The sequence below is a fragment of the Reichenbachiella sp. genome (assembly GCF_965233835.1).
In the GTDB taxonomy this organism is placed as follows: domain Bacteria; phylum Bacteroidota; class Bacteroidia; order Cytophagales; family Cyclobacteriaceae; genus Reichenbachiella.
In genome coordinates, this window is record NZ_OZ247585.1 from 1,615,411 (window position 1) to 1,628,372 (window position 12,962).

The 12,962-nt window shown below is 40.3% G+C and carries 10 protein-coding genes; 3 read left to right on the forward strand and 7 right to left on the reverse strand.

Annotated elements, in window-relative coordinates:
• Positions 1 to 150 precede the first annotated feature (150 nt).
• Positions 151 to 1,494, forward strand: a complete 1,344-nt coding sequence (locus tag ACO6S2_RS07060; RefSeq protein ID WP_422361793.1) for a PhoH family protein — start codon at positions 151 to 153, stop codon at positions 1,492 to 1,494.
• A gap of 74 nt (positions 1,495 to 1,568) precedes the next feature.
• Here the strand turns inward: ACO6S2_RS07060 and ACO6S2_RS07065 are convergent, their stop codons facing one another.
• On the reverse strand, positions 1,569 to 4,298 hold the full coding sequence (locus ACO6S2_RS07065) for a triple tyrosine motif-containing protein (protein ID WP_422361794.1): 2,730 nt from the start codon (positions 4,296 to 4,298) through the stop codon (positions 1,569 to 1,571).
• A 218-nt stretch (positions 4,299 to 4,516) separates the two neighbouring features.
• On the opposite strand from ACO6S2_RS07065, the gene ACO6S2_RS07070 reads away from it, so the two are divergent.
• On the forward strand, positions 4,517 to 5,329 hold the full coding sequence (locus ACO6S2_RS07070) for an ion transporter (RefSeq protein WP_422361795.1): 813 nt from the start codon (positions 4,517 to 4,519) through the stop codon (positions 5,327 to 5,329).
• Positions 5,330 to 5,418: 89 nt separating this feature from the next.
• On the opposite strand, the gene ACO6S2_RS07075 is transcribed toward ACO6S2_RS07070, so the two are convergent.
• Positions 5,419 to 6,615 carry an S-adenosylmethionine:tRNA ribosyltransferase-isomerase gene (locus tag ACO6S2_RS07075; protein ID WP_422361796.1) on the reverse strand — a complete coding sequence of 399 codons (1,197 nt, stop codon included), beginning with the start codon at positions 6,613 to 6,615 and terminating at the stop codon, positions 5,419 to 5,421.
• An 84-nt stretch (positions 6,616 to 6,699) separates the two neighbouring features.
• Here ACO6S2_RS07075 and ACO6S2_RS07080 point away from each other — a divergent pair, with 84 nt between their 5' ends.
• On the forward strand, positions 6,700 to 7,791 hold the full coding sequence (locus ACO6S2_RS07080; protein ID WP_422361797.1) for an o-succinylbenzoate synthase: 1,092 nt from the start codon (positions 6,700 to 6,702) through the stop codon (positions 7,789 to 7,791).
• A gap of 129 nt (positions 7,792 to 7,920) precedes the next feature.
• Here ACO6S2_RS07080 and ACO6S2_RS07085 read toward each other — a convergent pair whose 3' ends face one another.
• The 5 genes from ACO6S2_RS07085 to ACO6S2_RS07105 form a co-directional block, all read right to left on the reverse strand.
• A complete protein-coding gene (locus ACO6S2_RS07085; protein WP_422361798.1) occupies positions 7,921 to 8,736 on the reverse strand; it encodes a queuosine precursor transporter in 816 nt (271 codons plus the stop codon).
• Between the two features lie 513 nt (positions 8,737 to 9,249).
• Positions 9,250 to 10,164: a ribonuclease Z gene (locus tag ACO6S2_RS07090; protein ID WP_422361799.1), complete on the reverse strand. Its 915-nt coding sequence runs from the start codon at positions 10,162 to 10,164 to the stop codon at positions 9,250 to 9,252.
• Between the two features lie 41 nt (positions 10,165 to 10,205).
• The gene (locus ACO6S2_RS07095) at positions 10,206 to 10,583 is read right to left on the reverse strand and encodes an STAS domain-containing protein (RefSeq protein WP_422361800.1); all 378 of its coding nucleotides are present in this window, start codon (positions 10,581 to 10,583) and stop codon (positions 10,206 to 10,208) included.
• A gap of 18 nt (positions 10,584 to 10,601) precedes the next feature.
• Complete coding sequence (locus tag ACO6S2_RS07100; protein WP_422361801.1) at positions 10,602 to 11,546, reverse strand: phosphoribosylaminoimidazolesuccinocarboxamide synthase; 945 nt, start codon at positions 11,544 to 11,546, stop codon at positions 10,602 to 10,604.
• A gap of 99 nt (positions 11,547 to 11,645) precedes the next feature.
• Positions 11,646 to 12,950: a toxin-antitoxin system YwqK family antitoxin gene (locus ACO6S2_RS07105; protein WP_422361802.1), complete on the reverse strand. Its 1,305-nt coding sequence runs from the start codon at positions 12,948 to 12,950 to the stop codon at positions 11,646 to 11,648.
• Between the last annotated feature and the right edge of the window lie 12 nt (positions 12,951 to 12,962).

Consider the following 12,962-nt stretch of genomic DNA (forward strand, 5'->3'; position numbering starts at 1 on the left):
TTTTTGAATTTTCAGCTAAGAACTCTTCAGGGGTTGGTTATGGAGAAAGGATGAAAATTTCTTCAAATTAATTCTTCTATAATCATTGGCTTCGCTTGTAGATTAGTGTAAAATTTTCCATTTTACTATAGAACTAATTCCTACATTGATATGGCGAAGAAAGGTAGTGAGAAAAAAATATTTGTCCTTGATACATCAGTAATTCTCTTTTCACATGACTCCATCATGAACTTTGCGGAGCATGATATCGGGATACCAATTACGGTGCTGGAGGAGTTAGATAATTTCAAAAAGGGCAACGATACATTAAACTTTGAGGCGCGAGAATTTGCAAGACTCCTAGACGGATTAGCCAAGGATCACATGCTTCAGGATTGGATCCCACTTAATGGAAAAACCAAAGGAAAGTTCAAGGTCTTGATGCATTCGGAAGCTGACCCTGACTTTGATGCGGTAAAAGTATTTGGAGATAGAAAAAATGACCACAAGATCTTGAATGCCGCACTGCGGCTGAAAAAAGAGGAGAAGGGTCGTAAAGTTATTCTGGTTTCGAAAGACATCAATTTACGCTTAAAAGCCAAGTCTTTAGATCTTAGTGCTGAGGATTACGAAACAGGTAAGATCAAAGATGCCTCAGAGCTGGTTACTGGCAAGTACGAAATCAATAAAGTGCCGGCCACCACCATCGATACATTGTACAAGAAGGGTGAAGTAGACCCTAAGAAAGTATCCAAAGACTATGAGTTTCATAATAACGGATATTACATACTCAAGAGCCCAAAAAATTCGGCCTTAAGTTTTTACAATCCATTGACCGAAAAACTGGGGCATGTAGAAAAGAAAACGGTCTACAATATCAAACCCAGGAATGCAGAACAGGCTTTTGCTATTCATTGTATGATGAATCCTGATGTGAGGCTGGCGGCAATCACAGGAATGGCTGGTACCGGTAAAACATTGTTGGCATTGGCTTGCGCACTGGAGCAGAAGCGAGAGTTCAAACAGATTTATTTAGCTCGACCCATCGTTCCGCTGAGCAACAAAGACATTGGCTACTTGCCTGGGGATATCAAGTCTAAGCTCAATCCATACATGGAGCCGCTTTGGGACAATTTGAAGTTTATACAAAATCACTACAAGGAGACAGACAAGGAGTATAAGCGATTGACTGACATGGTGAATCAAGAGAAACTTCTCATCACGCCTCTGGCCTATATTAGAGGCCGGAGTTTATCCAACATTTACTTCATCGTGGACGAGGCGCAAAACCTGACGCCACATGAAGTAAAAACAATTATCACCCGTGCTGGAGAGAATACCAAGATTGTATTTACAGGGGATATCCATCAGATCGACACTCCATACTTGGATTCTCAAAGTAACGGACTGTCTTACTTAGTTGATCGCCTTCAAGGCCAAGAGCTTTTTGCGAATATCAATCTAGAGAAGGGGGAACGTTCGGAGTTGGCTAATCTGGCGAATGAACTTTTATAGGTAGTTCAATACTAATTCAAAAACAAAGGCTATGGGGAACCCATAGCCTTTGTTTTTGCCGTTGAATTTCTTTTTTATGCCTTTGCTTTCTTAGGCTCGGGCTTAGAAAACTTAAACAAGTCCAAAAAAGCTTTGCCATTCAAGCCGGGTCCTTGTCTACTTACTTTCATCAGTTTTTTCAAGAACTGCTCGAGTGGGAATACGCAGAGTGCAATCATCACATCTATAGCAAAGTCTATTACAGGGGTACTCTCTATACCCAAGGTACCTCCAGCTACTGTTTGCAAAAATTCGATAACCATGACTATGGTCAGAATAGTGAGTCCCTCAGTCACCAATACGTATTTTTGCTGAGCTTGTCTATTCATAATCACCGAGCCAAAGACCAATCCCGTCATGAAAATAATCTGCAAACCATAGAACCAAAGCGTTTGCCAATAAGGTGGTTTGATCGTGAATTTCACCGTATCCAATTGCTGTATTTGACCAAAATGGTCGCGCGATCGGATGTCTAGTTTGTAATTTCCTGGCGGTAGATAATTGAAACTAATTTGATTATTCGTAGACCATTCAGACCAATTGTCATTTAGGCCGCTGAGCATATATTGATATTCAATTTGTAAAAGCCCTCGATAGTCGGGTCGTGCCATTTCAAAATAGAATGAATTTTCATCATGTTCGAAGGCTATAGGGCCTTTTACATTGATATTTACATCACCCTTGTTGCTCTTCGCTTCGCGTAAATACATATGGTTTCTCCAAACCAACGAATCATCTTGGCTTGGATAATACTTGAGCAATTCATGTGAGTCATCGATCAACCAAATATTGTCTCTATAGTTAGTGATGAATGACATGTTGGGAAACAGACCGAATATCTCACGTTTTACAAGAGACTTGTTTCTGTTGATTTGATACCAGGCTTCGCCATTGTTTACCCAAACTTTGCCTCCATGTTCTTGCAAGTGTTTGATAGGGCGGCCTATTTTTTGCATCAGCGTGGTATCCTCTAGAATGGTGTCTTTTGCACCATCGAGGTAGAAGTACCCAATAGAGTTGATCAAATAAAGTTGGTTGTCAATGGCGGCAATTCTTACTTCATCAATGAACTGGTTGTGATATTTGTACTCGCGAAAATCATGGTAGGTAGAGGATAATGAATCATATCTGTATAGGTGACTTGGGGTCGCGAACCAGGTAATGCCATTGTGTTGATGAAGCGCACTCAACACCATCTCGCCATGAAAATCTATTTGATCCTCTTGTACCCAAATTTCGTCTTCGTGGTTATACAGTTTGATCTCATTGTAGTGATTAGCAATGACGAGACGACCCTCATGATTGTCGATAAAGGTAAACCTAATAGGCTCATGAACTACCAGTTCTGCGGTGTGCTCGTATTCTTTCTCCTTCCTATCGTATTCTTTTTTAATTTCATATAGTCCGTTCGATGAAGCTACAAGTAGTTTTTTCTTGTAGCGAATGAATTTCTCACACTTGGCTTCTATGCCATCCACTTTGATGAATTCGTATCCAGAACTCACCAGATGCTTTTTCACACGCCGTTCGTATTTGGTCGTAGATCCTTTGGTCCCGCCAGAGGTAGGTCCTTTTTTCTTTCCCCTTGATCGTTGGGCTTTTTTCTGTTTTTTTGAAACTGAAGCAGTGGTGGCCGTGGCTCTACCGCCTTTTACAGGCACATAGTACACCGTGTTTTTGTAGTTGAGGCTTTTCTCTAGGTAGAATACTCCTTTGCTGGTAGATACATACAGATGTCCCTTAAACCAGTAGATGTCTTTAAGGTTTCCTTCTAGCCCGTGGTAGTTGGTAAAACTCCTGAACGGAACGCCGATTTCCAGTCTTGACAAACCGAATTCATGGGATATCCAAAGACCACCTTCATGATCTCGGCCAATGGTATAGATTTCATTGTCTGGAAGTCCTTTGTCATGATTGATGACATCTACAATTTTGGAATGGCGATTACTGTAAAGTATAATACCATCCTCTAGTGTGCTAAGTGCAAAGTGATTGTCATCTACCCAAACGCCATTGTTCACAAACGACTCATGCTCGGTAAGGAACTTGGACATTTTACATTCGTAAAAATTCTTTTTTCTGTAGATGTAGACCTTGTTGTCCATTGTCCCTGCTACATATTGATCTCTGGTGGGGTGCTTGTCAAAAAATAGGAACTGAGCGTTTTCAGGAAGCTTCCAGTCTAAATCGTCTACCAACTGGTCTTCATGATAGCGGTAAATCTTTTTGTTGGTCTGAACCATGATATCGCCATCTGCTTCGAATAGATAGGTAAAATGTTCATCCGGATCTTCCAAGTAGTTTATGAAGGATTTGTGCTGCCCTAGATGATATCGGATGACGTTGGTTTCACTGATAAAAAAGGCCAGAGAATCTTTAACGATCGTTTTGAAATATAGACTTTCATCTGTTTTGTTTGGGTTCAGCGAGATGAATTGATATTTGCCATTTTGAAACCCGAATTTTCCAAAATCTCCTGCGCAGCCAACAAAAATATGACCTAGAGAGTCGAAGTCTATTGAAAGTGCCGCACTTGGCGTTGCTTTAAACTCCCAGTTGTTGCCTTCATAAAGCAAAACCCCCGATCGGTTTGCAATGCACAATTGACCGTCGTCATTTACTTTCAACTCAAAGTTGAGATTGTCTAATCCATCGACATCTAATGAATAATGAGAAAGTAGAAAATCACCTTTCTGTGCCTGGGCATAACCTAGCACTAACAAGAAGAGAATGAGAAAGTAACTTTTCAAAGTAGAAATAGACATCGGGATCTGATTTAGTATGGAAATACTTTATAGTCAAATATAATAAGGTTAAGAGTATTAACCTTCTCGTATTTTTTATTAAAAAATGAATGCTAATATCAGCTGTTTTATTCCCCCACTTGTATGAGCATTCCTAAATATTTGATTTAAAACTCATGCTCTTGGTGGAGTCTTATATATTTGCCTAACTTTTGAAAAACAGTCTTTAATACTTGAAAATGGCCAATCACAGAGAAAAACTCGGAAAATTTCTTGAGAGCCCAAAATTCCAAAACTTCATCGTTGGATTGATAATCTTGAATAGCATAACTATTGGGATGGAAACTTCAAAACCGTTGATGAGAAGTTTTGGTGCATTTTTTCAATGGATTGACGATGCCATCTTAGCTGTGTTTGTCATAGAGATCGTATTGAAGCTTTATGCTTTTAGTTATCGATTTTTCAAAAGCGCCTGGAATATTTTTGACTTTTTGATCGTTGCGATTGCGGCTGTGCCGGCAGCAGGCTCATTTTCGGTGTTTCGTACGGTTCGAATACTAAGGACTCTTCGACTGATCAAGAATGTGCCCAAACTTCGTGTAATTATTGAAGCGCTGATCAAATCGATTCCGAGTATCGGTTGGATTATGGTTTTGCTGGTTATGGTGTTTTACATCTTCGCAGTGTTGGCAACTAACTTGTATAGCCAGGATTTTCCTCAATGGTTTGGAGATATTGGTGAGTCCATGTTCACTTTGTTTCAAATCATGACATTGGAAAGTTGGTCTTCGGGAATTGCTCGACCTATGATGGATCAGACACCTTATGCTTACTTGTTTTTTGTTCCTTTTATTCTCATTGCGACTTATACCACACTCAATATCTTCATTGCCATAGTGGTGAACACGATGAACGAAATGCACATGCAGGATGTGAAAGAAGAAGAGGACCTGAAGTCTGAAATCACACTGGCCGAGCACCGCAAGTCTCAGCATCAGATTGAAATGCTGAACAGGAAAATAGATAAGCTGATCAAAAAGCTCGATAAATAAAAATCCCACCACATGAACTGTAACGGGATTTTAAAATCAAACTAGGAAAATTACTTCTTTATACGATTTTAACGGCCTGAAAGTTTTGCTTACGGCAGGAGCAATGACGTATCACCATAGCTAAGAAACCTGTAGTCGTTAGTCAAGGCTTCCTCATAGATTTTTTGCCAATCCTCTCCAACAAATGCGGCAACTAATAAAACCAAAGTAGAGGCAGGCATATGAAAGTTTGTAAATAGTCCATGAGCTACTTTAAAGGCATAGCCTGGGTAGATGAATATCTCTGTTTCTCCCTTCAATTCATTTACATCCAATTCATCCATTTTTTTCAAAATGGCTTTCATAGATTCCTCTAATGAGACGCCTTGATAATGGTCTTCGTAAGGATCGTTTTTTTCTACAAAAAACTTGCTAGCACTATCTTGAGAGAGTTTTACACCGTACCAGTACAAACTTTCTAAAGTTCGCAAGGCTGTCGTACCAACTGGAATGATAGGGCCATTGGCGGTCAAGAGGTTTTCAATATTAGCTTTGTTCACAATGATTCGTTCATTGTGCATGTCATGATTTTTGAAATCACTCTCTTTGATAGGGCGAAAAGTTCCTGCACTGACATGGAGTGTGACGCGATCTTGTTTTACACCTTTCTTTCGAAGTTGGCTCAATATTTCATCCGTAAAATGTAAACCAGCAGTTGGGGCAGCTACGGCACCTTCGAGTTCTGAAAATACTGTTTGATAGCGGTCTTTATCTTCTTTTTCTTCTTCACGGTTGAGATAGGGAGGGAGCGGCACATGACCCGCAGCTTCCACAATGGAGAGAAACTCCTGCTCTCCATTCCACGAAAACTCCACCAGGTTTTGTTCACGATCCACTAATCTGGCTTCAATATCTAGTTGATCATTTAACCTTAAAGAAAGTACATTTTCGTCCTTCCACTTTTTTAGATTGCCAACCATACATTTCCATGTGCATTTGTTTTTGGCTTTCAAAGCTTTTTGAAATTCCGTATGCGGTAAGATGGGCTCTGTTAGAAACACTTCGATTTGGGCGCCAGTAGATTTGTGGAAAAAGAGGCGTGCTGCTATTACTTTAGTGTTGTTAAGGAATAGTAAGGCATTCTCTGGTACCAGATCAACCACTTCTTTGAACGTCTGATGAGATATGTTTCCCGATTGATAAAGTAATAGCTTGGAGTCATCTCTATTCGCCAAAGGGTGCTTGGCAATTCGGTGTTCGGGAAGTTCGTACAGGTATTTTTCTAGCGAAGCAGAATCTGAAGCCATCTGATAAAATTTTAAGATTCAAAATTCTCATATTCTAGTCATAATGCGGAACGAATGGCTAATTTTATTCATTAAACTGTTGATATGTCATTAACTCTGAAATTCACCAAACACATATTGAAATTTAAGTTTGATGCTGGTACATCTCGAGGCGTACTAAAAACTAAGGATGCTTGGATTATAAAGGTTTATGATTCCAACCTACCTAAGGTTTATGGATTGGGAGAGGTAAGCACCATCGAGAGACTTAGTTTTGACTATAGCGTGGATTTCGAAACAGAACTACAAGAGCTTAGTGATGCACTCAGGCAAGAGACTTTACCTCAAACTTTAGAGGACGTTTTTGAATTAGTAAGGAATGTAGTTTCAGTATATCGACCAGCCATTCGTTTTGGTTTAGAAACGGCTTTATTGGATTTGTTCCATGGTGGAAAGTTCAAAATCTTCGACAATGATTTTTACCAAGCCGAAAAAGGAATTCCAATTAATGGATTGATCTGGATGGGAGAGAAGGAGTTTATGAAACAACAGATTGATGAGAAACTTAAAGAAGGGTTCAAGTGCATCAAACTAAAAATAGGCGCGATTGATTTTGATACTGAATGTGATTTGCTCAAATATATCCGATCTCAATACTCAGCAGATCAGCTGACGCTCAGGGTAGATGCAAATGGTGCTTTTGTTACCCAAGACGTACTGAAAAAATTGGATCGATTGGTAGAGTTTGATTTGCACTCCATCGAGCAGCCGATCATGCCTAAGCAGCCGGAGGCCATGGCGCTAGTTTGTGAAAAATCAAAAGTCCCCATTGCGTTGGATGAAGAGTTGATTGGTGTATTTGGGAAACGTGAAAAAACAGAACTGCTTAAGGACATCAAGCCACACTATATTATTCTTAAACCCTCGCTGGTTGGAGGGTTTGTCGCTACTACAGAGTGGATCGAAATTGCCGAAGCCCAGGGCATCGGATGGTGGATTACCTCGGCGCTAGAGTCTAATATTGGTTTAAATGCTATTTGTCAGTTTACTGCTCAATATGAATATGAGGGGCACCAGGGACTTGGTACGGGGCAATTATTCGAAAACAACATTCATTCACCACTAGCTATTCAAGGTCAGGAAATTGTCTTTAATCAGACATTAAGTTGGGATTACGGTGATCTAAAATTCAATTAATCTGTGATTTTTGCCAGTTGATCGAAATGAATTGACATTCACACAAAATGTCATGAACTTCTATTTATTAATGCAATAAGGTTCGTTTATTAACCCACATTCAACCACCTAAGGAAGAATTTTTGCATTCTATATTATGGATTTGCTGGATGCTGCGGCTTCGTCAGTCAAGCGTTCAGCATTTTCTTTTCCCAGATACCTGTCGATCAAATGATGTCCCAAGTATATCAGCGGCGTCAGTAAAATGGCCACACTAAATTTATAAATATAATTGATCGTACCGACCGCCATCACTTGAGCAAAAGGCCATTGTGTGTTTTCCGGAGCCAGTAGATAAAAGGCGATAAAGAGAACCACAAAACTGTCGATCAGCTGAGAAATAAGCGTAGAACCGGTGGCTCGCAACCAAATCATTTTTGTACCGGTGAGTCGTCTTAATTTTTGAAAGACATATACGTCCAGTAATTGGCCAATCAAAAAGGCAATCAAAGATCCAACTATAATACCCAATCCTTGACGAAAAATCGCTTTGAAAGCATAGTCGATGTCAAAGGCATTGCCATCAGGGTCTGTACCATTCACAGCCAACCAGAAATCAGCCGGTGGCAATATGGTGATGATATAGATGATTAAAAAAGCAAAAGAGATCAGGCCTGCCGTAAGAAAGCTGATTTTCTTAACCCCAGCTTTACCGAAGTATTCATTGATAATATCTGTAGTGAGGAATACCACCGGCCATAAAATGACTCCTGCAGTTAGATTGAAGTCTAGTACGAAATCACCAAACAGCTTGATCTGAGCTGGATTGACACCTATCGCTTTCTCAGCGGAAAATATCTTCACACCCACCAGTTCAGCCAGTAGCGCACTAGTGATGAATATGCCTGCCAGCACGAGGAATAGGTTTGTTTTTTTGTTTTGGAAGTCAGAGGTGGGGGCGATCATTTGATGTTGAGAGATTGATACTTAGATTTAATTAATAAAATTGAAGTTATTACCAAAACTGAAATTCCGATTACTAAAAGAGTAAGTTCAATAAGTCCAGTCATTGCATAAACACCAAAACTCCAATCTATTCTACTCCTTTTTGCCTGTTGTAGGAAGTCATTAAATGAAGAAGAATGCCTCATTACAAAATATATGACTAAACACATTACGCCGATTAAATAGATTCCAATGATTCTAAAAACTCGTTTCATTGACGGAAATTTTTGGATTATCCAAAATAAGTAAATGAATGTCGACGCCAAAGACTTTTAATATTTATTCCGTCATTGCGAGGCGCGCGATTTGAGGATAATCAAATGCACAACGTGGTAATCTTAATCTTTTGTTGGCCTGCATGCAAATAGAACCGAACTAGTCCGAAGGAGATTGCCGCGTCGATAACTTCCCCTGACGGTGAAGCGCTCTCCTCGCAATGACCAGGTGTAGCGAGCAGATTTCAAATTTATGTAATCATTCCACCCTAAAACTTTCTCCCTCAATCGCCAGCTCAGCATTTTCGAAAACACTTTGGGTTTCTTCAAGCATGGGCTCGAGCTCCTTGTAGCGGGTAGAAAAGTGGCCGATGAGAAGTTTTCCTACATTGGCTTTTTTTGCGATTTCGCCTGCTTGTTTGGTAGTGGTATGGTGGGTGGCCTCTGCACGTTCTTTCATGTCTTCCATAAAGGTAGCCTCATGGTAGAGCAAATCTACCTCTTTGATAAAAGGCAAGATACTTTCTGTGTATTTGGTGTCAGAGCAGAAGGCATAGGAGCAAGATCGAGCCGGCGGCAAGGTGTATTTGTTATTGGCTAGCAGTATGTTACCCTCATCGTCTAGTACGTCCTTGCCATCTTTGAGCGCGATGATTTTTAGCGGTGAGATATCCTTTTCCAGCAGGCCCTTTTTGATCCTTCGCTTCTTCGATTTTTCTCGAAAGAGAAAACCTGAGCAGTCGATGCGGTGATCCAATGGAAAAGAGTGTACAGTCAGGTTTACATTTTCAAACAACAGCTCACTTTCACCCGGCGTCCACTCTGTCAAATTGATCTTATAATTCAACGAAGACTGAGAGTATTTGAGTTGGATGGCTATGATTTCTTTGAGCCCGGGAGGGCCGTAGATATTTAGCTCCTTTTTCCTTCCATACAGATGTAAGGATGAAATCAATCCCATTAGGCCATAGAAATGATCTCCATGCAAGTGGCTGATGAAGATATGATCAATACGCTGTGATTTGATTTTAAACTTCTTGAGCCTGGCTTGGGTGCCTTCTCCGCAGTCGATCAGGAAGGGCACCTGCATCATAGTAAGTACCTGTGAGGTCTGATGTCTATGATGCGCCGCAATGGCGGCATTGGAGCCGAGTATTTGTAAGGTAAATGACAATAAGCGTTGGTTTAGTTGATTGAGCAAATAATGAGGAAGACTTAGTCTTCCTCGCCTTGAAAGCCTTGCTCGAGCTCGTTCATGAAGATAGCGTCTACAGCTTCTTCTACAGTAGGTAGTATGTTCAATACGCCATCCAGCTGAGAGATTTTAATCAATTTCATCGCATGGTCAGATACGCCTGACAAGATGAAGGAACCTTCCGCTTCAGTGAATACTCTATTGCCCACCAAAATGGCACTCAGTCCTGAGGAGTCGATGTATTTTACATCAGACAGGTCTACTATGATGTTTTTGATCCCCTGGCCCTGAATGGTCAAAAATTCTGATTTGAGGTCTGGAGAAATGGTCGAGTCCAATTTTTCCTCATCTACTTTAAGTGTATTGTATTTTTCTTGTCTGTCTAGTGTAAACTTCATAGTCTTTGATTTAATCTCTTATTGTAATTTAATCGATTTTTCGATGTTCGACTGAATACGTGCTTCGATATCTTCTGTTGGTACGCGGTCGAATGAGTCTCCTGTAATCTTTTCAAAAAGCTCAATATAGCGCTCAGAAATCGATTTGATTTTTTCTTCTGACATGTCCGGAACGCTTTGTCCCTCTTTGCCCTGAAAACCTTCGGAGATTAACCACTGACGAACAAACTCCTTCGAAAGTTGTCTTTGTGGTTCATTTTTATCTTGTAATTCCTGATAGGTGTCTTGGTAAAAGTAGCGAGACGAATCTGGGGTGTGGATTTCATCGATCAAAATGATTTTACCATCGTACATACCAAATTCATATTTGGTGTCTACCAAAATCAAACCTCTTTCGGCTGCCATCTCTGTACCTCTTTGAAATAGCTTTCTGGTGTAGTCTTCCAGTTGCACATATAGACTTTCATCTACTATTCCCTTAGCCAAAATTTCTTCTCTTGAAATATCTTCGTCGTGGCCTTCATGGGCCTTGGTTGTAGGCGTTATGATCGGCTCAGGAAGTTTATCGTTTTCCTTCAGACCTTCCGGTAGAGCTACGCCACAAAGTTGTCTTTTGCCCGCCTTATATTCTCTCGCTGCGTGTCCTGCCAAATAGCCTCGAATAACCATTTCCACCTGAAAAGGCTCACATCTTTTGCCCACCGTTACATTAGGGTCTGGTACGGTATCTACCCAGTTGGGCACGATATCGGAAGTAGCCTCTAAAAATCGAGCAGCGATTTGATTCAATACCTGTCCTTTATAAGGAATAGGCTCTGGAAGCACTACATCGAATGCCGAAATTCTGTCGGAAGCCACCATGATGAGTTGATTTTCAAACTCATACACATCACGCACTTTGCCAGTGTATTTTTTGGTCTGCCCTTCGAATTGATAATTGGTAGATTTTAGCCCTTTTGTCATGCGGCAAAAGTACATAAAAACGTAAATGTCATTCCGAACGGAGTGAGAAATCTTATTGTCAAACTAAGGAATTTTGAACTTTAGAATAGTTATTGTCAATTACTTCAACAACCGCCCAAACTTATAAGTCTCCTTTTTCAGAACCTCGCCCTTTTTGTCATAGTAGATCCACTCGCCATTTTTTTCATTGCGGGTATATCGACCGGTGATTTCAAGGTCTTGGGATTTGTAGTATTTGATGTAGTCACCATCAAGTCTGTTGAACTTGTAGTTCATCACTTCGGACTTCTTTCCATTGCTGAAGTAAATGGTAGCCTCCCCATGCTTTTTGCCCTTTTCATAGGGTTCTACTTTGGTGGTGTTTCCTTTGTCATCAAACTCGGTGCGTTTACCTTCTAGCTTACCGAGCGTATAGTTTTCTTTGATAACTAAATCCCCTTTAGAGTTGAAATATTTCCAGGTACCTGATTTGAATTCGTCTTTGTACTGTCGTGTGGCTATCAATTTACCTGACTGATTGTATTCTTCTGTGGTCCAATTTTTCTCATCATTGGAGTAGTTGGCTTTGATTTTTAATTGCCCATCAGGGAAGTAAGTGAAATTGGCTCCAGTCATCTTATCGTCTACTATATTGAGTTTCTTCTCCAAACTTCCGTCTTCATAGTAGGACTTAAATTCGCCGTTGCGCATGCCATCTTCGTATTGTCCATGAAGCTTAACTTGACCATTACTATAGTATTTGATGTAATCCCCGTGTAGGGAATGATTGGACTGTGTGGCTTTGGTATCCATTTGCCCATTCGGGTAGTAACTGATCATGATACCGTCTATCACTCCATAGGTGTAATTGATTTTTGATTTAGGTGAGCCGGACTCGTAGTAGGTGGTATTGAGTCCATGTTGCTTACCGTTTTTATAGTTGACTTCTTCTTTTAATATACCTGTAGGGTAATATTCTTTCACCAGTCCATCAGGCTTGCCGTTTTTAAATGTGGTCGTGTTTTTTGTTTTCCCATTCGGGAAATAGGTGACTAACTCGCCAATCAGCGAGTCATTTCTGAATTGAACTTGTTGAATAAGGTTGCCTTTTTGGTCAAAAACGGAGGTCGTTCCTTGCCTCAAGCCACTTGCATAGGTTGTCTTTCGCTGAGTGATGCCATTTTCATATAGATTCAAAAACTCTCCTTCGCGCTTTCCATCTATATACTCGCCAGTGACGATGACTTGACCAGATGGGCTGTATTTTTTATACGGTCCCTCTAAAACCATCGTATCCTTTTCGACTACATAATACTCTTCCATCAAAGAGTATTTTTCATCATCATAATAGGTTTTTATTTTTTCCTGTCCCCAGGAATTTTGGGCTGACAAGCATAAGAATAAAAAACTGATTACGTACTTCATTAACTTTTCAAG